The organism is Micromonospora sp. NPDC047707, from assembly GCF_040704235.1.
Lineage (GTDB): Bacteria > Actinomycetota > Actinomycetes > Mycobacteriales > Micromonosporaceae > Micromonospora.
Genome location: NZ_JBEYSU010000001.1, coordinates 23,057 through 49,696 on the forward strand (window position 1 = coordinate 23,057; position 26,640 = coordinate 49,696).

A 26,640-nucleotide genomic window follows, 5' to 3' on the forward strand; every position below is an offset into this window, starting at 1 on the left:
GGGGTGTCGCCGCCGCCGACCGCACCGCACCGGCACGCCGGGCTCAGCCGCAGTTCCAGAAGACCAGCGGGTTGACCGCGAGCAGGACCAGACCCAACAGGAAGATCGCCGCGAGGCCCAGGCCCACGGCCCCGGCGAACCGGGCCAGCTCCGCGCCGGCGACGCCGCGCCGGCCGCGCCGGCCGCCTCGCCAGAGCCGCACCGCCACCCACCCCGCGACCAGGGGCACCACGGCCAGCACGGCGTTGAGAGCGAGGATCGTGACGGGAACGGCGGCGCTCACCCCCCGCCCGCCGTTGCGCAGGTAGCAGCTGACATCCGCCACGGCGTAGCTCGCCGCCAGCGCGACCAGCCAGGCCACGGCCGGCCCGAGCAGGACGAAGGCGATGGCCCACGCGTCGCGCCGGTCCTGCCGCACGGCACCTCCTAACCGACCAGTGCGATGGACAGGGATCCGGCAGCCAGCGCCCACCATGCCGCGGTGAGCGACCAGTAGCCGGCCGCCACCTGCAGGAGCAACCGGAGGCGCCCGGGAGGCCCACCCGCCACCGCCCGCAGGTACGCGAGCCCGGTCGCCACCAGCGCGACCAGCACCAGCGCCGCCTGGAACACCAGCACGAGGAGCACCATCGAGTCGTAGGCGTGCCGGGAGGGCTCGGGTGGCGCGGCGGCGTACACCGCGACAGTCAACGCCCCGGCCACCACACCGACCACCGTCACGCCCGCGAGCCCGGCCAGCGTCGCCCGCCGGTGTATCCGGGCGCGCGTGCTCAGCCAGAGAGCACCACCGGCGGCCAGGACGAGGGCCGCGAGCAGGACGACCGGCAGCACCGCGGCCGGCCGCTGGGTCGGCGCCGGCGGCCAGGTGGCGGCGTTGACCTGGAGGAAGTGGTACGAGGCCAGGATGGTGCCACCGGCGGTGGCCAGCACGGCGATCGTGGCCATCGCCCCCCACCAGCCGATCGCCTGAACGCCGTGCACGTCCACGGCCAGGCCGCCGACGCGTACCCCCGCCCGTTCCGGCCACCGATCGGCCTCGTTGCGGCGCAACCAGCCGGCGACGCCGATGGCGACGACCACCAGAGCTGCCACCGCGAGCGGGTACGCCTGGGCGATCAGGGCGGCGGCGGTCGCCGCCAGTCCCAGCGCCGGGACGAGGGGCCAGCGGGTGGGGCTCGGCAGGTGTACGACGGCCTCCGGCTCGGCCAGCAGAACGCTGGTCGTCGGGCTGGCCCGGAACTCCGCCGGCGCCCGGTCGAAGGCGCGGATCCGGTCGTCCCGGTCGGGTCGGTCGCGCTCCCTCTGCCAGAGCGGGTAGCGGCTGCCGACCACCGGGATCCGGGGGAAGTTCTCCGACGGCGGCGGCGACGGGACGGACCACTCCAGGCCGTCGCCCGCCCAGGTGTCGCTGCCCGCGGGGTCCCCGCGACGCCAGGCGACGGCGAGGTCGACGACGAACACCAGCACGCCGGCCGCCAACAGGAACGCGCCCACGGTGGACAGCAGGTTGAGACCTCCGATGCCCAGGTCCGGCTCGTAGGTGTAGACCCGCCTGACCATGCCCCACATGCCGGACATGTGCATCGGGAAGAACGTCAGATGGAAGCCGACGAACACCAGCGCGAACACGACCACGCCCGGCCGGTGGTGCAGTTGCCGGCCGGTCATCTTCGGCAGCCAGTGGTACAGGGCCGCGAAGAGCGGAAACAGCACGCCACCGATGAGTACGTAGTGGAAGTGGGCCACGACGAAGTAGGTGTCGTGCACCTGCTGGTCGAACGGCACCGACGCGACCATCACACCGGTGATGCCGCCGGCGACGAAGGTCACGATGAACCCGACGACGAACATCATCGCCACCGTGAACCGCGGCCGGCCCAGCCAGATCGTCGCCACCCAGGCCAGGACCTGGATTCCGCTGGCGATCGCGATCGTCATGCTCGCGGCGGTGAAGAAGCTCATGGTCAGCGGTGGCAGCCCGGTGGTGAACATGTGGTGGACCCACAGGCCGAGACTGATGACCGCCGTCAGCACGAAGGCGAGCACCACGAACGGGTAGCCGACCAGCCGCTGGCGGGCGTGCACCTGCACCACCTGTGACACCAGTCCGGCCGCGGGCAGGAACATGATGTAGACCTCCGGATGACCGAAGATCCAGAACAGGTGCTGCCACAGCAGCGGGCTGCCGTCCTTCTCGGCCACGAAGATCGTGGCACCGAGCAGCCGGTCCATCTCCAGCATCCCCGTCGCGACCAGCAGCGGCGTGAACGCGAGGACGATCAGCGCGGACGCCGTCAGCATCGCCCAGGCGAACACCGGCATCCGGGCCAGCGACATGCCGGGTGCCCGCATCCGCAGCGTCAGCACCAGGATCTCCACCGCGGCACCGATGCCGGACACCTCGACGAGCGCCAGCCCCCACAACCAGAAGTCCATCGCCGGACCCGGCGAGTAGGGGTCGCTGCTCAGCGGCACGTAGGCGAACCATCCCGTATCCGGTACGGCCGCGGCGGCGAAGCTGCTGTACAGCAGCACACCGCCGAACAGGTAGCACCAGTAGTTGAACGCGTTGAACCGGGGAAACGGCTGGTCGCGGGCACCGAGCTGGACCGGTAGCAGGTAGTTGGCCAGGCCCTCGATGAACGGCACCACGAACAGGAACATCATCGTGGTGCCGTGCATGGTGAACAGGTCGTTGTAGGTCTCGGCGTCGAGGAAGTCGTTCTCGGGCCGGGCGAGCTGGACGCGCATCAGCAGCGCCTCGACGCCGCCGACGAGGAAGAACACCCCCGCCGTGACCATGAACCGGCTGCCCACCGGTTTGTGGCTGACCACCGCCAGGCCGCCCCAGATGCCGCGTGGGTTACGCCACCGGTCGACGAAGTCGGGCCGGCCGCCGGTGGCGGCGCCCGGGACGCCGTGGGTGAGGGACACGTCGGCTCCTACTCGAGAGACCCGAGGTAGGCGAGCAGCGCCTGGAGGTCGTCGGGCGGCAGGTAGTTGTTCGGCATCCGCGCTCCCGGCTTGACCTGTTGCGGGTCGACGATCCAACCGCCCAGGTGCCCCTTCGTGTTCGGGATGATGCCGGCGGCCAAGGTGTCCCGGCTGGCCAGGTGGGTCAGGTCGGGTCCGATCGCGCTGACCGTGGCGGTCCCCCGGATGGTGTGGCAGTAGACGCAGGACGCGGACAGGAACACCTGCCGGCCCCGAGCGGCCAGCGCGTCGGCCGGCTCGGCGGCCGACTCGCCCTGCGCGGCGAGCCACTCCTGGAATCTCGGCTCGTCGTCCACCACGACCCGGAACCGCATCTTGGCGTGCTGCAGGCCGCAGAACTCGGCGCACTGGCCCTCGTAGACGCCCGGCCGGTCCGTGTTGATCCACACTGTGTTCGACCGGCCCGGGATCAGGTCGATCTTTCCGGCGAGCGCCGGCACCCAGAAGCTGTGGATGACGTCGGCGGTGCGGAGTTCCAGCCGTACCGGCCGGCCGGCCGGCACGTGCACCTCGTTGGCCGTGACCACGTTGCGCTCCGGGTACCGCACCTCCCACCACCACTGGTGTCCGATCACCTGCACGACCGTGGCCTCGGCCGCCGCAGGGGGATCGGCGTGCCGCATCGCGTCGACGGTCGCTCCGGTGAGAACGACGAGCACGATGCTGGGCAGCACGATCCCGCCCCAGATCAGGGGGGTGTTCTCCCAGCGCCGTCCGGCCAGCGGGTCGTGCCGGCCCGGCTGGCGGCGGTAGAGCGCGTACAGCGTCGCGGCGGTCACGACGACCCAGATGCCAGCGCCGAGCCAGAACATCAACCACCACAGCCCGGCGGCGCGACCGGCGTCGGCGCCCACCGGAGACAGCATCGACTGGTCGGGGCCGCACGCCGTGAGCGCGAGGGCCGCCACCGCGAGCACCGCGCCGAGCCGGAACAGCGGTCGGCTGCCCGTCGGGATCTCAGTCAATCCGGACCTCCTCCCGTTCGTCCCGGTGGCGCCGCCGGCGCCCGATCACGAACAGAGCGACCAGCCCGACGGTCCCCACCAGACCGTCCAGCAGGCCTCGGCGCTGCGAAGCCGCCCCGACAGCCGGGGGCGCGGACACCTCTTCGACGCTCACCCCCGGGTACGCGGTGGTGGCGGCGGTGACGGCGGACTGTCGGTCGGGGAAGGAGTCGGTACTGATCAGGCTGACGGCGCCCCGCTGCTCGACGTATCGCCACCGCCACCCTTCCTCGGCCCGCTGCCACAGCTCCACGTGGGCGTCATCGGGCACAACGGGACCCGCACCGGGTGGCATGCGACGGCCGAACCGGGACGCCACGTGCGCCGACGACCGCACCTCGGCCCAGCTCAGCGAGCCGAGTTTCTCGCCCGGCCGGTCCCGCAACCCCCTGGCGATCCAGTACGCCGCCGCGCCGGTCACCCACGGCAGGGTCAGCAGCAGAATCCGCAGGACCGACGTGACTGTCGTGACGGGCGCGTCCAGCATGTACGCGATGACGTCGTTGTTCCCGGCCGCCGTCAACACGCCGACGGCGGTCAGCGCGGCCACACCGACGCCGACGCGCACCGGGTGGTCGCGCGGTCGGTCGAGCAGGTGGTGCGGCGCACGGTCACGGGTCAGCCGTGCGTCCAGCAGCGGCCACGCGTACAGCCCGACAAGCGCCACCGCGAGGGCGAGGCCCGGCGGGAACTGCGACGGCACCAGGTGCCCGAAGATCCGGAACTCCATCGGCGGTGACAGGCGGAGGAACCCGTCGGCCCACGCGAGGTACCAGTCGGCCGCGGCCGGGGTGGTGGCCTGGGCCGGGTCGTACGGGCCGTAGATCCAGATCGGGTTGATCTGCACCAGCCCACCCAGGATGACGGCGGTGCCGGCCACGTAGCCGAACAGGGCGACCGTCCGGGCGGCGTAGCCGGGCCACAGACGGGAGCCGACCGTGTTGCGCTCGGTGTGGCCGGGGCCCGGGAACTGGGTGTGGCGCTGCCGCACCAGGATCGCCATGTGCAGGGAGATGAGACCGACCAGCGCCGCCGGTATCAGCAGCACGTGCGCGATGAAGAAGCGCGGCACCAGGAGATCACTGGGGTACTCGCCGCCGAACAGCAGGAAGGCCAGCCACCCGCCGACCACCGGGATCGACAGGACGACCGAGTAGGCGATCCGCACACCGGTGCCGGAGAGGAGGTCCTCGGACATCGAGTAGCCGATGAAGGCGGTGAGCAGAACCAGCGCGAGCAGGGTCACCCCCACGAGCCAGTTCACGTCCCGGGGACGGCGGAACGCCCCGGTGAAGAAGATGCGCAGCAGGTGCGCGACGACCGCGGCCACGAAGATCAGCGCGGCCCAGTGATGGGTCTGCCGCATGAGCAGCCCAGCCGGTATGTCAAAACTGAGCGCCACGGTGGACGCGAAGGCCGCGGGCACCCGCTCGCCGTCCAGCGGGGCGTAGTTGCCCCGGTACGTCGTCTCGGCGCTGCTGGGGACGAAGAAGAGGGTGAGGAACACACCGGTGAGCACGAGCACCGCGAACGAGTACAGCGCGATCTCGCCGAGCATGAACGACCAGTGGTCCGGGAACACCTTGGTCAGTGCCTTGCGCGCCAGGGGCCGGGCGCCGAGGCGCGAATCCACCGCGCGGACCAGTCGGGGGGCGATCACGGCCGGCTCCAGTACCCGGGGCCGGGCGGCGAGCTGAGTTCGCCGGCGGCGCTCAGGTAGCCGTCGGCGTCGACCCTGAGCGGCAACGACGGCAACGGACGGGCGGCCGGCCCGCTGACCGGACGGGCCCCGGCCCGAAGGTCGAACGCCGACTGATGGCACGGGCAGAACACCCGGCCGACGTCCGGCTCGTACTGCCCCACCGGGCAGCCGGCATGCGTGCACAACAGGGAGTAGGCCACCAGCCCGTCGATGCCGGCCGGGTCGGTGGCGGGAGCCGCCGGGTCGAGCCGGACGACGAACACCGGCGCTCCGGGCGCTTCCCGGTGGTCCTGCGGATAGGTGACGACGATGCTGTCGGGACCCACGTCGTCCGGCCGTACCGGCTCGTTTCGGGTGTCCACCAACCGGCGCCCCGCTCGCCACGGGGTGGCCCGCAGTTCCTCGACGGGGCCGCTGAAGCGTGGACCCACCAGCGAGCGGAGCGGAAACAACGCGGCGAGGCCCAGCGTGCCGACGGCGAGGAGAAGCAGGCGGCGCAGCCCGGGGTGCGACGCGGGGGACTCCTCGTGGATCACCGGAACCGGAAGGATGCGCGACCGGGTCGCCAGCTCGGGATTCGTCTCGACGTACCCGCCGGAGGGCAGGAGCCGGCGAGCCCAGACCGCCAGCCCGTGGGCCAGCGAGACGATCGCCAGGCCCAGTGTGACGCCCAGCCACTGGGTCCCGGCGTCCAGAACGTACGCCGCGGCGAAGCCGGCCGCCGCGACGGCGGCGAGCCCGAACAGGACGGCCACCGGGCCGGTACCCCGACCAGCGCTCATCGACGGCTGCCCTGGGGCGCGCGCCGGGCCAGCCAGCGGGCCAGCAACACGAAGAGCAGCGCCGCGGCGACGAGCCCGACGGCACCCTCGTACAGCGGGCCGATCCGGCCCAGAGCCAGCCCACCGGGATCGACGTCCTGCCGCTTGTTCTGCAGCACCTCCACGTAGGTGACGAGTGCGTTCAGTTCCCGATCGTCGAGCAGGGACTCGGGGTACGCCGGCATCGCACCGGGTCCCACCCGGATCGCCTCCGCGACCTGGACGGCTGTCGCCTCGAACAGAGCCGGCGCCGTGCGGCCGCCGGAGAGCGCCCCGCCCGCCCCGGTAGCCGAGTGGCAGGTGGCGCAGTTGGCCAGGTACAGCGCCTGGCCAACGGAGACGTCGCCGGGCTCGACCGCCGGGATCGGTGGTCCGTCACCGAAACCGGCGACGTAGCGAACGAGCGCGTCGATCTCCTCCGGGCCGTAGACCGGGTCTGCCCGGCGGTCCACGTCCCGTGGGGACGCCGGCGGCATCCGGCCCGTGCTGACCTGGAAGTCCACCGATGCTGCACCGGCCCCGGCGATCGCCGGCCCCTTCGGAGTGCCGCCGCCCCGCTGCCCGTGGCAGCCGGCGCAGTCCCGAAAGTACAGGGACGCGCCCCGGCCGAGGTCCGGCGGCGACGGCGCGGCGTGGGCCGCCGCCATCGATGATCCCGGTGACGGAGCCGTCGGCGCTGCGGTCGGGACCACCGGGAGCAGGTGGAGCAGGCAGGCGGCGACGGCGGCCAGTCGGCCGACCCGCGCTGCGCGCCGGAACGGAGACCTGCCCCACGCGGTGGCCGGCACCGGACCCTCCTTCCGGAGTACAGGACGGACAGAGACGTCATTCGAGCGTGAACAGGAAGGCCGTGAGGTCCAGGGCATCGGCCTCCGTCACGCCCAGGTTCGGCATCGCCGTGCCCGGGTCCACCTCCTGCGGGTTCCGAATCCATCGCTGCATGTTGATGGCGTTGTTGGTCAGCCGCCCACCGACGTAGGCGCGGGCGCCGATCCCCGTTAGCGGCGGGCCCACCCGGCCGTCGGCACCGGGGACGCCCGGCACGGCGTGACAGGTTCCGCAGCCGTAGTACTCGATCAGTCGGGCACCGCGCTCGACGTCACCCTCGACCACCTCGGGCGGCGGCGTGGGTGGCACGGTGGCGCATCCACCCGCTCCGGGGACGAGCGTCGCCGCCAGAGCCAGCGCCAGTCGTCGTTTCACCTCCACACCACCTAAGGCTGTTCCGATCCTGGTGGAACCCGGGGGCACAAGCTCGGTTCGGTCCGGACACGGCACGAGAGGGCCCGCATATGGACAAACATGAGGAAACGGATGATTGACGCCATCGTATAGGCCAGCGAATTGAGCCGGCGGGCGAACGCACCAGACTCCCCCGGGATCCTGGTGACAGCGCCGGATCGACCGGGCACCGCGACTGACGGTCCATATCGGTGCGGGACCGGTGACGCCAGCGGCTGGAGCCGAGCGTCGACCGCTGCGGCGTCCAGGACGCCTGGTGCGGATCGATCGCGATGACAACCGGGCAGATGCCCGGCTCGAGGTGGGGTCACCCCGTGCAATAACCCCGAGGCTACCTATGGTGGGCGATACTGGGTTTGAACCAGTGACCTCTTCCGTGTCAAGGAAGCGCGCTCCCACTGCGCCAATCGCCCGTGGCGCCCATCCCGACCCGGTTCAGCGGGCGGGCGGTTCGCGAGCGGACGACGGGATTCGAACCCGCGACCCTCACCTTGGCAAGGTGATGCGCTACCAGCTGCGCTACGTCCGCGTGTCGCCGGATCACCCCGGCAACGGGGTTCACTCTACCCGATGGCCAAGATCGCCCGACGGCCACCCCGCTCCGGGTGTGGTTGCGCAGGTCGCGCTCCGGGTACAGAGCACGGTCGACAGCGCACCACATCCCGAAGAAGGAGGCTGTCGTGGGTATCGGCACCAGCATCTTCCTGCTCGCGCTCGGCGCGATCCTCACCTTCGCCCTGGACGCCACGCTGGCCGGCATCGACCTCGACGTGGTCGGCTGGATCCTGATGGCCGCCGGCGTGCTCGGCCTGATCATGACGACGCTCGTGTGGGGCCGCCGCCGGCGGACGGTCGTCAGCACCAGCGAGGAGCCGGTCGAGTACCGGCGGGTGGAGGAGCGGCGCGACATCGCCCCGCCGCTCTGAGCCAGACCCCCTGCCACCCGGGCACCCGGCCACCCGCGACGGTGGCCGGGTGCCCGGGTGCCCGGGTGCCCGGGTGCGGTCAGGATGCGGTGGTCACGAGAACATCGCCGCTGGTGCTGGCCGCCTCGATCCGCAGGGCCGAGCTGCCGCTCGCGGTCTGGCTGACCGGCAGGTCGCTGCGGGTCGTACCGCTGCGGCTGGACAGGTCGACGCGGGCGGTGACGCCCGGGCGGACACCCACCCGGATGGAGCCCGGCCCGGTGCGGACCTGGATCCGGCCGGCGACCGCCTCGGCGATGGCGACGCGGTTGGCCCCGGTGGTGAGGGACAGGTCGGCCTCGACGGTTCCGATGCTCACGGTGCCGCTGCCGGTGGTGAGCCGGGCGCCGCCGCCGCTGATGTGGCCGATCTCGACATGCCCCTGCCCGATGCGGGCGTCGAGCTGGCCACCGCTCTCGGCGAGCCGCAGCGACCCGTCCCCGTTCCGGATCTTGCATTTGCCGTCGACCCGGTCGGCGGTGAGGCCGCCGCCGCTGGCCTGGAGTTCGAGCGAACCGGCCCGGCCGCTGACGGTGAACTGGGCGTCGCTGCCGGTCAGCTGGATCTTCGAGCCCGGCCGGGCCCGGACGACGACCCGTACCGGCACCGGCCGCAGGCGCCGGCGGGGCGGCTGCACGACCAGCCGGCCGCGGGTGAAGTGGACCGTCGTGCCACGCAGCACGTCGGCGATCGCGTCGGCCGGCGTGTCACCGGACGCCGGCGACACCGCGACGGTGACGGCGTCGGTGTCCATCAGCTCCACCAGGACCTCGCCGGTGCCGAGGTGGACCTGGATGTCGGCCGGCCCGGGGCAGTTGAACGATTCGATGCGGACGGTGGAGTCGATGTCGGCCATGGCGGACCCTTTCCTTCGTCTGGGCGGCGATGCGGCGCGTGGTCGGTGGGACGGTGGTCGTGCGGGTCAGCCGACGACCCAGCCGCTGATCCGGCTGCGGACGAGGCCGGAGCGGCGGCCACGCCGCTCCAGCGACTCCTGCACGGACCGGACGAGCCAGGTGTTGAGCGAGACGCCCTGCGCGCCGGCGGCCTCCTCCGCCCGGATCTTCAGCTCCTCCGGCAGCCGCAGGGTGACCCGGCTGGTCTCCCCCGACACCTCCAGCGCCGCCGGCTCGGGGGCGGACTCGTCAGGTTCCGGGAGGTCGGTGACGACGACGGCGACGTCGCGGCCGTCGAGCCGGACCTCCACGACCGGCCCCGCCAGCCGGTCGGTGACCTCGGCGGCGAGGTCGGACAGGGCGGTGAGCAGCGCCAGCCGGGCCGCGGGTTCGAGCGCGGCGGCCAGCAGTGCGGCGGTGCGGCGGGTCTCGTCGTCCCCGGCGGCCCCCGTGCGGGCGAGAGCGGCGTCGAGGTCGGCGAGGTACGGTGCGAGGTTCATGACACCATGATGACGTCATTGACGACGTCAGTCAAGGAATTCTGACGTCATAATGACGTCAGGCCGGACATCGGCGGGGCGGCCGGTGCCCACCGACCGCCCCGCCGCCCCGCCGTGCTCAGGCCCGGACGGGCACCTGCACCTCGGACGTCACCGGGGCGTCCCAGTCGATGCGGTAACGCTGCTCGGGGCCGAGGGTCTTCTCCGGGTTGAGGAAGGTCTTCAGCGCGAGCGGCATCATGATCCGCATCATGGTCTTGGCGAACGAGCCCACCGTCTTGCTGTTCGTGGTGCGCTTGCCGCGCAGGATGATCTTCTCGACCCGCTCGCGGCGCAGCTTCTCGTACGCGGCGAAGGCGCTCGGCAGGTCGTCGAAGTCCCGCAGGCAGCGGGCCACCTGGACAGCGCTCTCGGTGGCCATCGAGGCACCCTGACCGGAACTCGGCGACGGCGCGTGCACCGCGTCACCGACCAGCACCATGCGGCCCCGGTACCAGTGCGGGACCGACGGCATGCTCTCGATCGACCCGATCGAGACCAGGGCCTCCGGGCTGGTGTGCTCGACCACCTGCCGGGCCGGCACGTCGTCGGCGAAGGTGGCACGCAACTCGCGCAGCCACTGCGACGCCGCGATCTCGTTGGCCTTTGCGTACGTCATCGGGCGCTTGTCCGGCACGTTGGCGAACCAGGCCGTCCGGCCGTCGGGCTGCACCCAGTACCCGAAGAACGCCTTCTTGCCGAAGACGAAGTACATCGAGTCCGGGTCGGCGTCCGGCACCGCGTAGTCGGCGGCGGCGCCGAAGTTGAGCAGCGGCATCACCTCGGGGCGCGGCGCGTTCGGGTCGATCAGCGTACGCACCCGGGAGCGCACCCCGTCGCAGCCGACCAGCACGTCGCCGGTGGCGGTGGTGCCGTCCTCGAAGTGGGCCACGACCCCGTCCGCGGTCTCCTGGGCGTCGACCAGGCGCTTGCCGTACTCGATGCGCACGCCCTGGGCCTCCGCCCGGTCGTGCAGCACCCGGGAGAGCTCGTCCCGCCACAGACCGAGCGTGGTCGGCTGGACCGAGACGTGCGGGAACTCGCCGATGCGCACCCCGTAGCCGTCGCTGACCACCGTGCGGTTCATCGGGAGGCCGATGGACCGGACGGCGTCGTCGGCGCCGACCAGGCGCATCGCCTCCACTCCGTTGGGGGCGAGCGTCAGCGTGACACCGATGCCGTCGGCCACCGAAGGGTAGGCCTCGTAGACCGTTGCCTCGATGCCGGCCTTGCGCAGCGCCATCGCGGCCACCGGGCCGGCGACGCCGCCCCCGATGACCAGCGCCCTCTTCGCGGCTGTCATGTACGACTCCCCATGGTCTCCGGCCAGGACTTCAGGTAACCCGGCGCTTTGAACGACTGGTTCCGGTGCGTGACTTCACGATGACATCAGCAGTGACGTCAGTCAAGCAAATTTTGACGTCTGCATGACGTCAAAGAGATGTCGGGGCGGGATGCGGCCGGCACCCGCACACCCGGCGCGGCCGTCATGCCCGACCGCCCATGGCCTCCTGCCAGGACTTCACGTAGCCCGGCGCGGTGAGCGACTGGATCAACTCCGTGACGAACGCGCTCTCCGCTTCCATCAGCGCCAGTGCGTACCGCTCCTCGACCAGGAAGTACCACTCGACGCCCCGGGTGAGAGCGTCCTCGGTGGCCGCCCGGCTCTCGTCGATCTTGACGGTCAGCGCCGTTAGCCGCTTCCGCAGCACCTCGACGACGTCGTCGGGCGGGAGCAGACTCAGCAGCGACAGCGCGACGGCGAAGTGCGGGTACTCCTCCCGCGGCTGCGCCAGCAGTGCGCGCAGCCAGTCGTGGAACTCGTGACGACCCTCGTCGGTGATCTCGTAGACCGTGCGCTCCGGCCGCTGGCCGTCGCGCACCGTCTCCCGCTCGACGATGAAGCCCGCCCTGGTGAGCTGCTCGACCACCATGTAGAGCGAGCTCCGGGTGAACTTGATGTGTCGGTCCTTGCCGCTCTGCTGGAGCCGGCGCCCCAGCTCGTAGGGGTGCATCGGCTCCAGGAGCAGCCAGGCGAGAACGGCCAGCGCCAACGGGTTCGGCACGCGACGACGTCGCTCCACTGAGCACTCCTAAAGGTCGATATCGACTATCCAGGATCGACCATTCGATGTCAACCAATCGCGGTCGTCGGGATGCGGACAGTGATCGACAGTCTGGGGCCGGCCGACGGACGGCGGCTCGACCCCCGTCCGCACGACGCACGACCGCTCGACCGGTGCCCGGTCCGCGCGGACGAAACGCGAGCCCGGGTCCAGCGACGCTCGATCCGGGCGCGACACGGCTGCCCGACGCTACGGCCGGACCCGAAGTGACCGGCCCACCGCGCCGGACCTTCGACGCAGGCCCCAGGCCCCATTCGCCCGAGCCGGAGGTGACCTCCCATGGTGGACACGACCAGGTCCCCCGCCGCGGCGGCCGTCGCGCCGCCCCGCACCGACCCGACCGACCGACTGTTCACCAGCGGATGGTTCCGCAGCCTGTTCGTGGCCGAGCTGTGGGAGCGGTTCGGCTTCTACGGCATGCAGGCCGTCCTGGTGCTGTACGCGGTCGCCCCGACCGACCAGGGCGGGCTGGGCCTGAGCGCGGGCAGCGGCGCCGCCCTGTTCGGCGCCTTCATCGGCATCACGTTCATGTTCGCGCTGCCCGGTGGCTGGCTCGCCGACCGGGTGCTGGGCCAGCAGCGCGCGATGGTGGCCGGGCTCGCCCTGATCTCCCTCGGCTGCTTCACCCTCGCGCTGCCGCCGTCCCCGCTGACCCTGTTCGGCCTGCTGTTCATCTCCGCCGGCTTCGGACTGTTCAAGCCCAACCACCAGGCGCTGGTCAACATGCTCGCCGGCACCCCGGGGCGGCGCGAGGCCACGCTGGCCGCGTTCTTCGTCGGCATCCAGGCGATCGGCCTGCTGGCACCGCTGGTCGTCGGCGGGATCGGCGAGCGGGTGAGCTGGCGGCTCGCCTTCGCCACGATCGGCGTCGTCGTCGCGGTCGGCGTGCTCACCACGGCCGCCGGACGACGCGCCCTCGGCGCGGCGGGCGCCCAGCGGTCCCGCCCGCTGTCCCCGGCCGAACGCCGGACCCTGCTGCACCGCGTGCTCCCGGTCGTCGGCGTGCTCGTGCTGCTGCTGGTCGTCGGCCTGAGCGCCGGCGTGGTCCCGCCGCAGGCCGCGCTCGGGATCGTCGGCCTGCTGCTCATCGCCGCGCCGTGGGGCGCGTACCGGCGGCTGCGCCGCAACCCGGAGCTGACCGGGAACGACCGGTGGCGCCTGTCGGTGATGCTGCGGCTGATGCTGGCCGCCACCATCTTCTGGCTGCTGGCCGGGCAGGACGGCTCGGTGCTGACCCTGTTCGCCAAGGACTCCACCGACCGCACCGTCCTCGGCTTCACCTTCCCGGCGAGCTGGTTGCAGGGCGCCACCCCGCTGTTCATGCTGCTGCTCGCGCCGCTGATCGCCTGGCAGCTGACCCGGCTCGGCGCGCGGGTCGCCGTACCCGACAAGTTCGCCTTCGGTCTCCTGCTCGCCGGGGTCAGCTTCCTGGTGATGACCGCGGCGTCGGCGCTCGCGGCCGGCGGGGACCGGGTCTCGCCGCTCTGGCTGCTCTCGGTCTACCTGCTGCACGCCCTGGGCGAGATCGTGGTGGCGGCGGTCAGCATCAGCGCCATCGCCGACCTCGTCCCGCGGGCCTTCCTGGGCCAGGCGATCGGGGTCTACTGGCTCTTCGCCGCGCTGGGTGGCGGCCTGAGCGCCCAGGTGGGCGCGCTGATCGACGTGCTCTCCGGGCCGGTGTACTACCTCTCGCTCGCCGTGGTCGCGCTCGCGATCGGCGCCCTGTTCGTGGCCTTCCGCCGCCGGCTGAACGCGCCGTTCGTGGACGACGCGCCGCGCCCGGCCGCGCCGGTGCCGGCGCCGCGCGCCGCCCGCCCCGCGGGCCAGCAGTGACGGGCGGCCCCAGCGGGCCTCCACGGAGTCTCGACGTCCAGCCGCAAACCTTGGAGCCGGCCCGGACCGGGCCGGCCGGGCACGGAAGGGGTCAGTGGTGACGAAGATCAATCTCGATGACGTACGGCGTCTGCTGCGCGAGAGCGCCGGCGTCGACGAGTCGATCGACCTCGACGGCGACGTCGGGGACCTGGAGTTCCAGGACCTGGGGTACGACTCGCTCGCGGTGCTGGAGCTGACCGCCCGCATCGAGCAGGAGTACGGCGTGAAGGTCCGCGAGGACGACGTGACGGAGCTGACCACCCCGGCCCGCCTCGTCGACTACGTCAACCGGCACGTGGTGGTGCCGTGACGGTGACCGTACGGCCGGTCGGCCCCGGATCCGGTGGGTCGACGTGACACCCCTGCTGGTGGCCGTCGCCCTGGTGGCCAACGGCGTGGCGGTGGGGGTCATGGTCTCCACCGTCATCGGCCTGGCACCGATGACGCTGGCCGTGCCGTACCAGACGTACGTCGGGACCGTGCAGTTCCTCTGGAAGCGGTACGACCCGCTCATGCCGGCGCTGAACGCGGCGGCCTGCGTCCTGGACCTGGTGCTCGTCGCCACCGTCGACGACCCCACCGGCCGGGCGCTGTTCGGCACCGCCGGCGCCCTGCTGGTGGTGGTCATGGCGATCTCGGTCGTGAAGAACGTGCCGATCAACCGGTACGTCATGTCGCTCGACCCGCAACGCCCGCCCGCCGACTGGGCGCGGGCGGACCCGCGGGTCCGCTGGCGGAACTGGAACCTGCTGCGCACGGCGCTGGCCGTGCTGGCGTTCGTCGTGAACGTGAGCGCCGTGGCGGTGCTGCTCGGCGCCACGGCGAGCCCCTGAAACCCTGGGAAGGAGACACCGTGGACGTTGCCGGGAAGAAAGTGCTGGTGACCGGCGGCAGCCGGGGCATCGGGCGGGCGATCGTACTGTCCTTCGCCCGCGCCGGAGCCGACGTCGTGACCTGCTACCGGACGGAGAGCGAGGCGGTCGGCAGCCTCGTCGAGGAACTCAAGGCCACCCCCGGTACCCACCACGTGGTCCGGGCCGACGTCACCAAGGCCGAGGACGTCGCCGCGCTGATCGAGGAGGCCCGGCTGCGGTTCGGGCGCCTCGACGCGGTGGTCAACAACGCGGGCGTGATCAGCCACGTGCCGTTCGCCAAGCTCCCCCTGGACGAGTTCCGGTCGGTCGTCGACAGCAACCTGACCGCCGCCGCCCGGGTGATCCAGGCGGCGCTGCCGCTGCTCGGCGCGGGCGCGTCGGTGGTCAACGTCGGCTCCCGGGTGGCGACCGTCGGCATCCCGCTGCGCGCCCACTACACCGCCGCCAAGTCCGGCCTGATCGGGCTCACCCGCTCGCTCGCCAAGGAGTTGGGTCCCCAGGGCGTCCGGGTCAACGTGGTGGCCCCCGGCCCGGTGCAGACCGAGGCCGAGACGCCGCCGGCGGTGCTGGAGCGCTACCGGAACCTGATCCCGCTCGGCCGCCTCGGCGAGGCCGACGAGATCGCCTCCGTGGTCCGGTTCCTCGCCAGCGACAGCGCGAGCTTCGTCAACGGCGAGACCATCAACGTCGACGGGGGGATCTGATGGCCGCCGACGAGGACCGGTCGGAGGTCTTCCGCGTCATGCTGCGGATGCAGATCCACCCCGGCATGGAGCGGGAGTTCGAGCAGACCTGGCACAAGGTCGGCAGCACCATCGTCCAGCACCCGGCGAACCTCGGGCACTGGCTGTCCCGCAGCGCCGAGGAGGAATCGGTCTACTACGTGGTCAGCGACTGGGTCGACGAGCCGCGCTTCCGCGAGTTCGAGCACAGCGAGGCGCACGTGCAGCACCGCACCAAGCTGCACCCGTACCGGTCCGGAGGGTCGATGACGACCATGCGCGTCGTGTACGGGATGACCGGCGCGGCGGCGGCCCGGTGAGCCGGGCCGTCCCCACCACGGCACGACGAAGGGAGGCACCGACGTGGGTTCGCTCGCCGCGAAACGGATCCTGATCACCGGTGGTACGCGCGGCATCGGCCGCACCACCGCGCTGGCCGCCGCCCGGGCCGGCGCCCGCCTGGTGGTGTGCTACGGCCACGACCGCGAGCACGCCGAGGAGTTCGCCCGGGAGCTGGAGAAGGAGGGCGCCGGCCACCGGGTCGTCCAGGCGGACGTCACCGACGAGCAGGACGTCACCCGCCTGGTGGAGGTCTGCCGGGAGACGCTCGGCGGCCTGGACGCCGTGGTGAACAACGCCGGGGTCGACGGGCGGGCGTCCCTGGAGGAGCTGACGCCCGAGGAGTGGGCACGGGTGGTCGACATCAACCTGACCGCCGCGTTCCTGGTGACGAAGGCGGCGCTGCCGCTGATCGTCGACGGCGGTTCGGTCGTCCTCGTCGGCGCGTCGGCCGCGCTGCGCGGACGGCCGCACAGCGCCCACTACGCGGCGTCGAAGTCGGCGCTGGTCGGGCTGACCCGCTCGGTGGCCCGGGAGGTCGGCGACCGGGGCGTCCGGGTGAACACGGTGGCCCCGGGTGTGATCGTCACCGAACCCGGCGGCGGGCCACCGCCACCGGTCGCCGAGCTGATCAAGGGGATGACCGCGCTGCGCCGGCTGGGCGAACCCGACGAGGTGGCGGGGCCGGTGCTCTTCCTCGTCGGTGACCAGTCCCGCTACGTCAGCGGGAGCATCCTGCACGTGGACGGAGGAATCTGATGCCGTACGCCGCCATCACCTACCGGGTCAGGCCCGGTCACGAGGACGAGATCGCGGAGATCTTCGCGAACTTCCGGCGGGTGGACTCGCCGGTGCTGCGCGACGAGGACGGCACCGAGGTGGGCGAACTGCTCGGCACCGCGGTGTTCATCCGGGACGACCTGATGGTGCGGGTCATCCACTACCGGGGCGACTTCGCCGCCATCGGCCGGCACATGGCGAAGCAGCAGGGTGTGCACTCGCTGGAGAGCAAGCTCGCCCCGTACCTCGCCGAGCAGCGGGACACGAAGACCACCGAGGGCTTCCAGACGTACTTCCGCAACGCCACCATGCGGTGCATCTCGCAGCTCTCCCGCGAGGAGTACGTCCCGCCACAGCCGAACTGACCGCACCGACGGACGCGGCGGACCGGACGGTTCCGGGCCGCCGCGTCCGCGCGTACGACGAAGGTCCGGCCGCGTACGACGAAGGCCCCGTCCACCACGGACGGGGCCTTCGCTCTCGTCGTCAGCCGGCGAGGCGCAGCCGCTCGGCGTCCTCGACGGCCAGCTCGTCGACCAGGCCGGTGGTGTGCTTCGCGGCCCGGAAGACCGGGTTCGCCACCACCCGGCGGAGGAAGTCGCGAGTGGTGTGCACCCCGCGACCGGTCACCCGGAACTCGGCCAGCGCCCGGTCGACCCGCTCGATCGCCTGGCGCCGGTCCGGCGCCCACACGGTCACCTTGGCGAGCAGCGGGTCGTAGTCGGCGGTGACCCGGAAGCCCGGGAAGCCGTGGGTGTCCACCCGGACGAACGGCCCGCTCGGCGGCAGGAACTCGTCGAGCACCCCCGGCGTGGGCAGGAAGCCCCGCTCCGGGTCCTCGGCGTTGACCCGCACCTCGATGGCCACCCCCCGCGGCTGCACGTCCTCCTGGGTGACCGACAGCCCGTACCCGGCGGCCACCCGCAGCTGCTCGCGGACCAGGTCGATGCCGGTCACCTGCTCGGTGACCGGGTGCTCGACCTGGATCCGGCAGTTGACCTCCATGAAGACGAAGTCGCCGTCGTCGCCGACGAGGAACTCGTACGTGCCGGCGCCGGCGTAGCGCACCTCGCGGGCGGCGTGCACCGCCGCGGCGCGGATCCGGTCGGCCAGCTCGCCGGGCAGGCCCGGCGCCGGTGTCTCCTCGATCAGCTTCTGGCGGCGCCGCTGCACCGAACAGTCGCGCTCCCCGAGGTGGATGACGTCGCCGTTGCCGTCGCCCAGCACCTGCACCTCGACGTGCCGGGCGTTCTCCAGGAACTTCTCCAGGTAGAGGCGGGGGTCGTTGAAGGTCGCCTGGGCGACCGCCCGCAGCCGGGCCCAGGATCGACCGAACTCGCGCGGGTCACGGACCACGGTCATCCCCCGGCCGCCGCCGCCCGCCGTCGCCTTGATGATGACCGGGTACCCGATGAGCGCGGCGACCTCCCGCGCCTCCTCCAGCGAGGCGGGCGAACGGGAACTGCCGGGCAGCACCGGCAGGCCGGCCGCCCGGGCGATCTCACGGGCCTGCGCCTTGTCCCCGAGGCGGCGCAGCAGCGCGGCCGGCGGGCCGACGAACGTGAGCCCGTTCGCCTCGCAGATCTCCGCGAAGTCCGGGTCCTCGGAGAGGAACCCGTAGCCGGGGTGTACCGCCTCGGCACCGCTCTGGAGCGCGGCGGTGACGATGGCGGCGGGGTTCAGGTAGCTGAGCCGGGCCGCCGACGGGCCGATCCGGACGCACCTGTCGGCGTACCGGGCGATGGCCGAGTCGCGGTCGCTGTCGGAGCAGACCGCTACGGTGCGGATGCCCATCTCCCGGCAGGTCCGGGCGACCCGAAGGGCGATCTCGCCCCGGTTCGCGATCAGCACGGTGGAGAACACGTGTCCTACCTCCTGGTCCGCGTCACGGCGCATCCGCCTCCGGGGGCGGCGCCAGTACGAAGAGCACCTCGCCGTACTCGACCGGGGTGCCGTCGGCCACGCGGACCTCGACCACTCGGCCGGGCCGGTCGGCCTCCACCGGGTTCATGAGCTTCATGGCCTCGACGATCGCCACCTGCTGACCCGCCGCCACGTCCTGGCCCACCTCGACGAACGGTGGCGCCCCGGGCCCGGGGGCCCGGTAGAAGGTGCCCACCAGCGGCGCCGCGATGGTGAACGTGCCATCCGCCGGGGGCGCCTCCCCCGGGTCGCCGGCGGCGGCCGGCGCCGCCACCACGACCGGCGCGCCGGCCGGCGTGTCCGGCCACTCCAGCGCCACCAGCAGCTCGCCGGCCTGCACCCGGACGCTGCGCAACGGCGCCGGGGCGGCCCGGGCCAGCTGGGTCGCCTGCCGGCACAGCTCGTCGATGCCGTGCGCGGTCGTGTCGGTCACCTCGTTGGTCATTGCCACCTCGACTCCTCGGTGCCGAACCGCCGGAACCGTCGCCGGCGGCGGGCCACCAGATCCGTCGCCGCGACGGCGGCGATCTCCTGAAGGGACTCGATCAGCGCGGCACGCAGCGAGTCCGCCGCGGTGACCGGATCCTCGTGCGCGCCGCCGGGCGGCTCGGGCACCACCGCGTCGACGATGCCGTGACGCAGCAGGTCCCGGGAGCTGATCTGCAACGCCGCCGCGGCCCGGGGCGCGGCGGCCGGATCCTTCCAGAGGATCGCGGCGCACCCCTCCGGGCTGATCACCGAGTACATGGCCCCGGCGCAGGCGAGGACGCGGTCGGCGACCGCGAGGGCCAGCGCGCCGCCGCTGCCGCCCTCGCCGGTCACCACCGCGACGACCGGCACCGGCAGCCCCGACATCAGCCGGATCGTCTCGGCGATGGCCCACGCCTGCCCGCGCTCCTCGGCGTCCACACCGGGATGGGCGCCCGGGGTGTCCACCAGGGTGACGACCGGCAGGCCCAGCTTGGTGGCGAGCCGCATGAGGCGGGCCGCCTTGCGGTAGCCCTCCGGCAGCGCCATGCCGAAGTTGCGCTGGATGCGTTCGGCGGTGTCCCGGCCCTTCTGGCTGCCGATCACGACCACCGGCCGGCCGTCGAGCCGCCCGATCCCGCCGACGATCGCCGGGCAGTCGCCCGCACTCCGGTCGCCGCGCAGTTCCAGGAAGTCGTCGAAGACCTGGGCGATGTAGTCGAGGGTGGTGGGGCGCTGCGGGTGCCGCGCCGCGGCCACCACGTCGGCGGCCTCGCGGACGGGCAGCTCGGCGGGGTCGCGGACGAGGCGTACCCGGGTCGGGGCCGCGGCCGGCGGGGTGCCCGGCGCGGCGGCGGCCAGCAGCCGGGCGAGGGTCGGACGCAGCGCCGAGCGCGCCACCACCGCGTCGAGCAGGCCACGGGCCAGCAGGAACTCGGCGGTCTGGAAGCCCTCCGGGAGCTCGTGGCCGATCGTCTGCTCGATCACCCGCCGGCCGGCGAAGCCGATGCGGGCGCCGGGCTCGGCGATGACGACGTCGCCGAGCGTCGCGAACGACGCCGCCACGCCGCCGTACGTGGGGTCGGTGACCAGGCAGATCGTGAGGATGCCCGCCTCGTCGAGCTCGGCCATCGCCTGGCTGGTCTTGGCCATCTGCATGAGGGCGAGCGCGCCCTCCTGCATGCGCGCCCCGCCGGAGGCGGTGACCAGCAGCAGCGGGCGGCGGGTGTCGCGGGCGGTCTCGGCGGCGGCGGTGATGGCCGCGCCGACCCCGACGCCGAGGCTGCCGCCGAGGAAGCGGAAGTCCATCACGGCGGCGACCAGCGGGTGGCCCAGCAGGGTCCCGGTCACGCAGGTGACCGCCTCCGCGTGGCCGGTGGCGCGGCGCGCGGCGTGCAGCCGGTCCGGGTACGGGTGGGAGTCCACGAAGCCGAGCGGGTCCTCGCGCACCGCCGGTGGTTCCAGCGGCCGGACGGATCCCGGGTCCAGCAGCTGCTCGATGCGTTGACCGGCGGTGAGTCGGCTGTGGTGGCCACAGCCGGGACACACCCGCAGGTCCCGGTCGAAGCGCGGGCCGTAGGTCAGGCCCCGGCAGGTGCCGCAGCTGACCCACTCCGGCGCGGATGAGGGCAGTGTGGAGACGGTCACACCGGAAGCGTGACTCCGGAGCCTCAAGGCGTGTTGGACGCGGGCTGAACCGGGGCCCGGTCACCGGGGCGGACGTCCACCGGCTCTCGAGGACCGGCCGTGATCCTGCTGTGCGGACGCGGCCGCACCGGCGGCACGCGGCCACCGGAGAGGGAGGACGCGGATGCCGAGCGACCGGGCGGTGGGTCGGGAGCCCGCCGACACGTACGACGAGACGATCCCCGTCCTGGTGGTCGGGGGTGGCTACGCCGGCCTCGCGTCGGCGCTGTTCCTCGCCCACCACGGGGTGGCCTCGGTGCTGGTGGACCGGCACCCCGGCATCTCGATCCAGGGCCGCGCGCGGGGGATCAACCAGCGGACGATGGAGCTCTACCGGCCGCTCGGCGTCGAGGACCTGATCCGGCGGGCCGGCCGGCCGTTCGACGACGAGGCGGGCGTGGTCCGCTGCGAGACCCTCAGCGGGGAGTGGACCTGGCTGCTGGCCGACGACACGCGCAAGCCGCTGCCCGAGCTGACCCCGGCCGAGTTCGTGATGGCCGACCAGCGCAGCGTCGAGCCGATCCTGGTCGACGCGGCCCGCGAGCGCGGAGCGGACATCCGCTTCGGCACCCGCTGCGTGTCGGTGGACGCCGACGACGACGGCGTGACAGCGGTGATCGAGGACGTCGCGAGCGGCGACCGCCGTACCGTCCGGTCCCGCTACCTGGTGGCCGCGGACGGCTTCCGTGGGCGGACCCGGGAGGCGGTCGGGATCGACCGCGCCGGGCCGGGTGTCACGCAGCACTGGGTGACGTTCCTGGTCCGGGCCGACCTCACCGGGATCGTCCGCCAGCGGGCGATGTTCTGGATCGTGGTGAACGACGAACTCGGGCTGGGGTCGTTCCTGACCACGTCGGTCCCGGACCAGTGGGCGATGAGCGTGAGCTTCGACCCGGCTCGTACCCCGGTGGAGTCGTTCACCCCGGACCGCTGCCGGGAGCTGGCCCGGTCGTTCCTCGGGACCGACCGGCCGGTGGCGGTGCTCGACGTCGCCGCCTGGGAGGAGGCGGTCGGGGTCGCCGACCGGTTCCGGTCCGGGCGGGTGTTCCTCGTGGGCGACACCGCGCACGTCTGGCCGCCGGCCGGCGCGATGGGCGCCAACGCGGCCGTCCAGGACGCCCACAACCTGGCCTGGAAGCTCGCCGGTGTGCTCGGCGGGTGGGCCGGCGAGGGCCTGCTCGACACGTACGAGGCGGAGCGCCGACCGGTGGCCCTCGCCCTGGCCGACATCACCGTCGCGCGGCAGCGGGCCCGCTTCGGCGAGGACCCGGGGACCGAGGACGTCGACGACGTGCTCTGCACGCTCGGGCAGCGGTACCGGTCCACGGCGACGGTCGGTGCGGCGCACGACACGGTGTACGGGCGGGAGTTGGCCACGCGTGCCGAGCCGGGCCTGCGGGCGCCGCACCTGTGGCTGGACCGCGGCGGGCGGCGCATCTCGGTGCACGACCTGTGCCACGACGCGTTCGTGCTGCTGACCGGGAGCGCGGCGGTCCGCTGGGACGGGGTGGGGTCGCTGGTGGCCCGGGAGCTGTCGGTGCCGCTGCGGGCGTACCGGATCGGGTCGGCCGCGGCCGGCGCGGACCTCGTCGACGTCGAGGGCGTCTTCGCGGCCCGGTACGACGCGGCCGGGGCGACGCTGCTGCGCCCGGACGGCCACGTGGCCTGGTGCTGCGGGGACGCGGTGGTCGATCCCGCCGCCGCGCTGCGGGAGGCCCTGCGGACGGTGCTCGGCCGGGCCGGGTGACGCGGCGCGGCCCGGCGGGCCAGGCGACGATCCGGTGGGCGGTCCCGCCCGCCCACCGGATCAGTACGTGAGGGCCCGCCTCAGTAGGTGGCGGTGACCTCGTAGACGCCGAACGGCCGGGGACCGGGTACGCGCTGGTAGTCGCGCAGCGGCGCGGTGGTGTCCCGGTGGGTCGCCCCGGCCTCCCAGGAGCGGAAGGCGTCCAGGCTGGTCCACTCGCTCATCACGACGAACGCGCGGTCGTCGTCGGCGGCGCGGAGCAGCTCGTTGCGCAGCAGGCCGGGGGTTCCGGCCAGATCGCGGCTGATGCGGTGGTACGCGGCCGCCACCGCGTCCGGCTCACCCGAGGGGGCGGCGGCGTAGACCAGGACCCGAACCCGGTGCGGACCGGCCGGTGCGGCGCCCTCCGGCCCGGCCTCGTCGGACGTCGGCCGTGCCACCTGGTCGGACATGCGGGCCACCCCTCCCTCGTACGCCACGGCGTGGCGGCGCCCCCGCCCGGGGCCGCCTGCACAGGACACCCCGACCCGCTGGGGGGCGGCTGAAGCCGGGCTCGGTACGCCCGCGCCGGCGGGGCCGTCCTCGAGGCGTACTCGACAGCCGCCGGACGCCGGCAGGGGCGGAAAATGGTGGGCTCGGCGCGATTTCCGTCAGGCGGCGCAAAAGGGACAGCATCGATGACGGTTTTTGTCCAGAGTGCCGGTGGAACCACTGTTTATGTGCCACCTCATCCGGTCTCCACCGGCCTCGGTTGACAGTTAGTCGACTCTTGCACACCCGCGCGATTAGCACGGAACCTACCCGCGGGAAACGTCAGACAGTTGACCCGCGAAACCTTGACCGTGCAGGGGTCGCAACTTACAGTCTGTAGCAGTTGCGCCACGGAGCATGTCGATCATGCCGCCGATCGGCCGGACAAGATGTCTGGGGGTTGATTCACCACCACAATTGCCCAAGATGTCCCGCCTTTCGGACGAGCGTTAACGCCGCACCATTTCCTGGGGGAGCTTAATGGTGTTCCGCATTCTTGGCCCACTGTCCGTTACTCACGAGGACCGGGATATCACCCCGACCGCACCGAAGGTTCGCCAGGTCTTGGCTTTTCTTCTGGTGCGCCGTAACCAAGTCGTGCAGGTCAGCGAATTCGTTGACGAATTATGGGGGGACAATCCGCCGGACAGCGCGATGACAACCCTCCAGACGTACATCTACAAGCTGCGCAAGGACGTCCTGGACCCGTCCGGGCTGGCGCGGCTGCACACCCAGTCCTGCGGCTACCTGCTGGACGTCAACGACGACGAAATCGACGTGTGTCACTTCGAACGGCTCGCCCAGCAGGGCCGACTCGAACGGGAACGCGGCGACGCGCAACGCGCCAGCGAACTGCTCACCGAGGCCCTCGCGCTCTGGCGCGCCCCGGCCCTGCTCGGCGTCAACGCCGGCGAGATCCTCTCCGCCCACATGACCCGCCTCGAGGAGAACAAGCTGCGGGTGCTCGGCATGCGCATCGAGGCGGACATGCAGCTCGGCCGCTACGAGGAACTGATCAGCGAACTGAAGGAACTGGTCCGCAGCTATCCGCTGCACGAGCGGTTCCACGCCAACCTGATGACCGCGCTGGACCGGTCGGGCCGGCGGTACGAGGCGTTCGAGGTCTACCGGCGGCTTCGGGAACTGCTCATCGACGAGCTCGGGCTGGAACCGTCCCCGGCCGTCCAGCGGCTGCACCGGTCCCTGCTCAACGCCGAGCCGACGGAGAACCGGCCGGCGCCGCGCCCGGCGGCGTCCGCCGAGCGGGCACCCGCCCGTACGGCGGTGCCCGCGCAGCTGCCACCGGACGTCCCCGACTTCACCGGCCGGGAGGCGGTGGTACGCCAGATCACCGCCGTCCTCGCCGCCGGGCAGGAACACCGCACCGCGCCGGCCGCCGTGTCGATCTGCGGGTTGACCGGAGTCGGCAAGACGACCCTGGCGCTGCACGTCGGGCACCTTGAGAAGGCCCGGTACCCGCACGGGCAGCTCTTCGCCGACCTGCGGGGCTCGTCCCGAAACCCGACCGCGCAGCTGGACGTCCTCGCCGGGTTCCTGCGGGCCCTGGGCGTGCCGGAGCAGCAGATCCCGCCGACCGTGGAGGAGCGGAGCAGCCTCTACCGCACCTGGACCAACGGCCGGCGGCTCCTGGTGGTCCTCGACGACGCGGCCAGCGCCTCCCAGATCGCCCCGCTCGTACCGGCGACGTCGGGAAGCGCGGTCGTGGTGACCAGCCGGTGGGGCCTTCAGGTCCTGCCCGGCGTCCAGGTCACCAAGCTCGACGTGATGACCACCGGCGAGGCCGTGGCCCTGCTGCGGGCCATGGTGGGCCCGTCCCGGGTGGACGCCGAGACGGAGGAGGCCGAGCGGATCGCCGACCGGTGCGGCCACCTGCCGCTGGCGCTGCGCTGCGTCGGCGCCCGACTCGCCGCGGCGCCGACGTGGTCGCTGCGGAAGATGGCCAACCTGATCGAGTCCGGGCCGGCCGCCCTCGACCAGCTGCGGTTCGCCGAGTTCGACGTCCGCACCAACTACGACGAGACCTACTACCGGCTGGAGCCGCACGACCGCAGCGCCCTGCGCCTGCTCAGCCTGCTCCCGCCGCCGCACTTCACCGCGGCCACCGCGGCCAACCTGCTCGGCAGCGCCGCCGACGCCGTGGAGACGCAGCTCGGTCGCCTGGTCGCCTGCAACCTCCTGGAGGCGCGGGCGGACGAGGGCGTGGTCCGCTACCAGCTACACCGGCTGACCCGCCTGTACGCGCGGGAACGCCTCAACCACGAGTTCATCGAGCCACGGCTCGGCTCGAACGTCTGAGATCGCGGACGGGTGCCGGAGGTCAGGCTCCACCACCGACCGGCCGCCCCGCCGGTGTGGCACCGTCACCCGCCCGTTCCGTCGCAGCCGCCGCCCGGCCGTCCCGCCGGGCTCAGGGCCCGGCCGTCCCGCCGGGCCCGTCGCGCGCCGGGCCGTCACCTCTGATCGACTCGATGCCGCCGGCATGGCGGTGTCCGGCGCGGTTGACCGCGCTGTGCCGCCGGCACGGAGCAAATCGTCAACCCCGCCAGCCACGCGCCCTGGGCCGCCGGCACCCGGTCACCGCCCGCCGGCGGTCCGGACGATCTCGCCGTTGACGTTGCCGTTGGCCGCCGAGCCGAGGAAGACCACCAGCCGGGCGACGTCCTCCGCGGTGCTGAGGCGGCCGCTCGGGGTGTCCCGGGCGGCCTGCGCGACCAGCTCCGGGTCGACGTTGTCGAGGCTCTCGGTCAGCGTCCCGCCCGGGGCGACCACGTTCGCCAGCACGCCGTCCCGGGTCCACATCAGACCCCGGACGAAGCCGTGCAGCGCCGCCTTGGCGGCGCCGTAGACCTCCGAGCCCGGGTTGCCGTGCAGGGCGGTGACCGAGGAGAGCAGCACCACCCGGCCCCATCCGCGCCGGCGCATCCCGCCGAGCACCTCCCGCACCGTCCACAGGTGGCCCTCGACGTTCTCCCGGAACCGCCCCAGCCACTCCTCCAGCGGCAGGTCCTCGTACGCCGGCAGGTCCTCCGGGTTGATCCACACCCAGGTCTGGGCGTTGGCCACCAGCACGTCGACCCCGCCCCAGCGCTCCTCCACCCGGCGCACCGCCGCCCGTACCGAGGCGGGGTCGGCGAGGTCGTACGGCACCGCGAGCGCCCGCTCCTCCCCGCCCAACTCCTTGACCACCTGCTCGGCGGCCGCCTCGGAGGTGTGGTACGTGACAGCGACCCGGGCGCCCTCGTCGGCGAAGGCCCGGGCGGTGGCCCGGCCGATCCCCCGGGTCGCCCCGGTCACCAGCACCCGCTTGTCCGTCAGGCCGAGATCCATGGCGTACCCCTCACGACGTCGTCGACCGGCACGGCCGTGCCGGAGGTCACTCTCCGT

At 72.8% G+C, this 26,640-nt stretch carries 26 protein-coding genes and 2 tRNA genes; 10 read left to right on the top strand and 18 right to left on the bottom strand.

Going from position 1 to position 26,640, the window contains the following annotated elements; translation table 11 throughout:
- Positions 1–43 precede the first annotated feature (43 nt).
- From AB0873_RS00105 to AB0873_RS00145, 9 genes are all read right to left on the bottom strand, one after another.
- The gene (locus AB0873_RS00105) at positions 44–418 is read right to left on the bottom strand and encodes a hypothetical protein (protein ID WP_366597702.1); all 375 of its coding nucleotides are present in this window, start codon (positions 416–418) and stop codon (positions 44–46) included.
- Between the two features lie 8 nt (positions 419–426).
- The gene (locus AB0873_RS00110) at positions 427–2,934 is read right to left on the bottom strand and encodes a cbb3-type cytochrome c oxidase subunit I (RefSeq protein WP_366597704.1); all 2,508 of its coding nucleotides are present in this window, start codon (positions 2,932–2,934) and stop codon (positions 427–429) included.
- Positions 2,935–2,942: 8 nt separating this feature from the next.
- Positions 2,943–3,959 carry a cytochrome c oxidase subunit II gene (coxB, locus tag AB0873_RS00115; protein WP_366597706.1) on the bottom strand — a complete coding sequence of 339 codons (1,017 nt, stop codon included), beginning with the start codon at positions 3,957–3,959 and terminating at the stop codon, positions 2,943–2,945.
- Positions 3,952–5,658: a ubiquinol-cytochrome c reductase cytochrome b subunit gene (locus AB0873_RS00120; RefSeq protein ID WP_366597708.1), complete on the bottom strand. Its 1,707-nt coding sequence runs from the start codon at positions 5,656–5,658 to the stop codon at positions 3,952–3,954. The genes coxB and AB0873_RS00120 overlap by 8 nt, the downstream gene beginning before the upstream one ends.
- Entirely contained in the window at positions 5,655–6,482 is an 828-nt protein-coding gene (locus AB0873_RS00125; protein ID WP_366597710.1) for a Rieske (2Fe-2S) protein, read from the bottom strand. The genes AB0873_RS00120 and AB0873_RS00125 overlap by 4 nt, the downstream gene beginning before the upstream one ends.
- On the bottom strand, positions 6,479–7,309 hold the full coding sequence (locus AB0873_RS00130) for a c-type cytochrome (protein WP_366597712.1): 831 nt from the start codon (positions 7,307–7,309) through the stop codon (positions 6,479–6,481). The genes AB0873_RS00125 and AB0873_RS00130 overlap by 4 nt, the downstream gene beginning before the upstream one ends.
- Before the next feature lie 37 nt (positions 7,310–7,346).
- On the bottom strand, positions 7,347–7,724 hold the full coding sequence (locus tag AB0873_RS00135; protein WP_196255737.1) for a c-type cytochrome: 378 nt from the start codon (positions 7,722–7,724) through the stop codon (positions 7,347–7,349).
- A 377-nt stretch (positions 7,725–8,101) separates the two neighbouring features.
- Positions 8,102–8,176: transfer RNA gene (locus AB0873_RS00140), tRNA-Val, on the bottom strand.
- A gap of 43 nt (positions 8,177–8,219) precedes the next feature.
- Positions 8,220–8,292 (bottom strand) — tRNA-Gly (locus AB0873_RS00145).
- A gap of 151 nt (positions 8,293–8,443) precedes the next feature.
- Between AB0873_RS00145 and AB0873_RS00150 the strand changes: the two genes are divergently transcribed.
- On the top strand, positions 8,444–8,689 hold the full coding sequence (locus AB0873_RS00150; RefSeq protein ID WP_155333292.1) for a DUF6458 family protein: 246 nt from the start codon (positions 8,444–8,446) through the stop codon (positions 8,687–8,689).
- 79 nt (positions 8,690–8,768) lie between these two features.
- Here AB0873_RS00150 and AB0873_RS00155 read toward each other — a convergent pair whose 3' ends face one another.
- The 4 genes from AB0873_RS00155 to AB0873_RS00170 form a co-directional block, all read right to left on the bottom strand.
- On the bottom strand, positions 8,769–9,584 hold the full coding sequence (locus tag AB0873_RS00155; RefSeq protein WP_366597714.1) for a DUF4097 family beta strand repeat-containing protein: 816 nt from the start codon (positions 9,582–9,584) through the stop codon (positions 8,769–8,771).
- Between the two features lie 66 nt (positions 9,585–9,650).
- Positions 9,651–10,124, bottom strand: a complete 474-nt coding sequence (locus AB0873_RS00160) for a toxin-antitoxin system HicB family antitoxin (protein WP_366597716.1) — start codon at positions 10,122–10,124, stop codon at positions 9,651–9,653.
- Between the two features lie 118 nt (positions 10,125–10,242).
- On the bottom strand, positions 10,243–11,466 hold the full coding sequence (locus AB0873_RS00165; RefSeq protein ID WP_155333295.1) for an FAD-dependent monooxygenase: 1,224 nt from the start codon (positions 11,464–11,466) through the stop codon (positions 10,243–10,245).
- 184 nt (positions 11,467–11,650) lie between these two features.
- Positions 11,651–12,247, bottom strand: coding sequence for a PadR family transcriptional regulator (locus AB0873_RS00170; RefSeq protein WP_366597718.1), 597 nt, complete (start codon positions 12,245–12,247; stop codon positions 11,651–11,653).
- Positions 12,248–12,568: 321 nt separating this feature from the next.
- Here AB0873_RS00170 and AB0873_RS00175 point away from each other — a divergent pair, with 321 nt between their 5' ends.
- The 7 genes from AB0873_RS00175 (at position 12,569) to AB0873_RS00205 (ending at position 17,245) form a co-directional block, all read left to right on the top strand.
- Positions 12,569–14,122: a peptide MFS transporter gene (locus tag AB0873_RS00175; protein WP_366597720.1), complete on the top strand. Its 1,554-nt coding sequence runs from the start codon at positions 12,569–12,571 to the stop codon at positions 14,120–14,122.
- Between the two features lie 97 nt (positions 14,123–14,219).
- Positions 14,220–14,474, top strand: coding sequence for an acyl carrier protein (locus tag AB0873_RS00180; protein WP_155333298.1), 255 nt, complete (start codon positions 14,220–14,222; stop codon positions 14,472–14,474).
- Between the two features lie 43 nt (positions 14,475–14,517).
- Positions 14,518–14,997: a DUF1772 domain-containing protein gene (locus AB0873_RS00185; RefSeq protein ID WP_366597722.1), complete on the top strand. Its 480-nt coding sequence runs from the start codon at positions 14,518–14,520 to the stop codon at positions 14,995–14,997.
- 20 nt (positions 14,998–15,017) lie between these two features.
- Positions 15,018–15,743, top strand: coding sequence for a 3-oxoacyl-ACP reductase family protein (locus AB0873_RS00190; protein ID WP_366597724.1), 726 nt, complete (start codon positions 15,018–15,020; stop codon positions 15,741–15,743).
- On the top strand, positions 15,743–16,081 hold the full coding sequence (locus tag AB0873_RS00195) for an antibiotic biosynthesis monooxygenase family protein (protein ID WP_366597726.1): 339 nt from the start codon (positions 15,743–15,745) through the stop codon (positions 16,079–16,081). Before AB0873_RS00190 ends, AB0873_RS00195 begins: the two co-directional genes overlap by 1 nt.
- A 43-nt stretch (positions 16,082–16,124) precedes the next feature.
- The gene (fabG, locus tag AB0873_RS00200) at positions 16,125–16,859 is read left to right on the top strand and encodes a 3-oxoacyl-ACP reductase FabG (protein ID WP_366597727.1); all 735 of its coding nucleotides are present in this window, start codon (positions 16,125–16,127) and stop codon (positions 16,857–16,859) included.
- Entirely contained in the window at positions 16,859–17,245 is a 387-nt protein-coding gene (locus AB0873_RS00205) for a SchA/CurD-like domain-containing protein (RefSeq protein ID WP_366597729.1), read from the top strand. The genes fabG and AB0873_RS00205 overlap by 1 nt, the downstream gene beginning before the upstream one ends.
- 121 nt (positions 17,246–17,366) lie before the next feature.
- Here AB0873_RS00205 and AB0873_RS00210 read toward each other — a convergent pair whose 3' ends face one another.
- Genes AB0873_RS00210 through AB0873_RS00220 form a run of 3 tightly spaced genes read right to left on the bottom strand, consistent with a single transcriptional unit; the run spans position 17,367 to position 20,918 of the window.
- On the bottom strand, positions 17,367–18,743 hold the full coding sequence (locus AB0873_RS00210; protein WP_155333302.1) for a biotin carboxylase N-terminal domain-containing protein: 1,377 nt from the start codon (positions 18,741–18,743) through the stop codon (positions 17,367–17,369).
- 22 nt (positions 18,744–18,765) lie between these two features.
- Complete coding sequence (gene accB / locus AB0873_RS00215) at positions 18,766–19,248, bottom strand: acetyl-CoA carboxylase biotin carboxyl carrier protein (RefSeq protein ID WP_366598040.1); 483 nt, start codon at positions 19,246–19,248, stop codon at positions 18,766–18,768.
- Complete coding sequence (locus AB0873_RS00220) at positions 19,245–20,918, bottom strand: acetyl-CoA carboxylase carboxyltransferase subunit alpha (RefSeq protein ID WP_366597731.1); 1,674 nt, start codon at positions 20,916–20,918, stop codon at positions 19,245–19,247. Before AB0873_RS00220 ends, accB begins: the two co-directional genes overlap by 4 nt.
- A 163-nt stretch (positions 20,919–21,081) precedes the next feature.
- Here AB0873_RS00220 and AB0873_RS00225 point away from each other — a divergent pair, with 163 nt between their 5' ends.
- Positions 21,082–22,704 carry an FAD-dependent monooxygenase gene (locus AB0873_RS00225; RefSeq protein WP_366597733.1) on the top strand — a complete coding sequence of 541 codons (1,623 nt, stop codon included), beginning with the start codon at positions 21,082–21,084 and terminating at the stop codon, positions 22,702–22,704.
- An 80-nt stretch (positions 22,705–22,784) separates the two neighbouring features.
- On the opposite strand, the gene AB0873_RS00230 is transcribed toward AB0873_RS00225, so the two are convergent.
- Positions 22,785–23,156 carry an antibiotic biosynthesis monooxygenase family protein gene (locus AB0873_RS00230; protein ID WP_155333304.1) on the bottom strand — a complete coding sequence of 124 codons (372 nt, stop codon included), beginning with the start codon at positions 23,154–23,156 and terminating at the stop codon, positions 22,785–22,787.
- 559 nt (positions 23,157–23,715) lie between these two features.
- On the opposite strand from AB0873_RS00230, the gene AB0873_RS00235 reads away from it, so the two are divergent.
- On the top strand, positions 23,716–25,551 hold the full coding sequence (locus AB0873_RS00235) for a BTAD domain-containing putative transcriptional regulator (RefSeq protein WP_366597735.1): 1,836 nt from the start codon (positions 23,716–23,718) through the stop codon (positions 25,549–25,551).
- 279 nt (positions 25,552–25,830) lie between these two features.
- Here AB0873_RS00235 and AB0873_RS00240 read toward each other — a convergent pair whose 3' ends face one another.
- Positions 25,831–26,583: an SDR family oxidoreductase gene (locus AB0873_RS00240; RefSeq protein ID WP_366597737.1), complete on the bottom strand. Its 753-nt coding sequence runs from the start codon at positions 26,581–26,583 to the stop codon at positions 25,831–25,833.
- Positions 26,584–26,640: the final 57 nt, after the last annotated feature.

Bases quoted from the DNA above. Each gene is read 5' to 3' on its own strand.
- AB0873_RS00225 (WP_366597733.1), top strand. From the start codon at position 21,082: ATGCCGAGCGACCGGGCGGTGGGTCGGGAGCCCGCCGACACGTACGAC.
- AB0873_RS00160 (WP_366597716.1), bottom strand. From the start codon at position 10,124: ATGAACCTCGCACCGTACCTCGCCGACCTCGACGCCGCTCTCGCCCGC.
- AB0873_RS00205 (WP_366597729.1), top strand. From the start codon at position 16,859: ATGCCGTACGCCGCCATCACCTACCGGGTCAGGCCCGGTCACGAGGAC.
- AB0873_RS00230 (WP_155333304.1), bottom strand. From the start codon at position 23,156: ATGTCCGACCAGGTGGCACGGCCGACGTCCGACGAGGCCGGGCCGGAG.
- AB0873_RS00175 (WP_366597720.1), top strand. From the start codon at position 12,569: ATGGTGGACACGACCAGGTCCCCCGCCGCGGCGGCCGTCGCGCCGCCC.
- AB0873_RS00125 (WP_366597710.1), bottom strand. From the start codon at position 6,482: ATGAGCGCTGGTCGGGGTACCGGCCCGGTGGCCGTCCTGTTCGGGCTC.
- AB0873_RS00195 (WP_366597726.1), top strand. From the start codon at position 15,743: ATGGCCGCCGACGAGGACCGGTCGGAGGTCTTCCGCGTCATGCTGCGG.
- AB0873_RS00235 (WP_366597735.1), top strand. From the start codon at position 23,716: ATGGTGTTCCGCATTCTTGGCCCACTGTCCGTTACTCACGAGGACCGG.
- AB0873_RS00165 (WP_155333295.1), bottom strand. From the start codon at position 11,466: ATGACAGCCGCGAAGAGGGCGCTGGTCATCGGGGGCGGCGTCGCCGGC.
- AB0873_RS00240 (WP_366597737.1), bottom strand. From the start codon at position 26,583: ATGGATCTCGGCCTGACGGACAAGCGGGTGCTGGTGACCGGGGCGACC.
- accB (WP_366598040.1), bottom strand. From the start codon at position 19,248: ATGACCAACGAGGTGACCGACACGACCGCGCACGGCATCGACGAGCTG.
- AB0873_RS00155 (WP_366597714.1), bottom strand. From the start codon at position 9,584: ATGGCCGACATCGACTCCACCGTCCGCATCGAATCGTTCAACTGCCCC.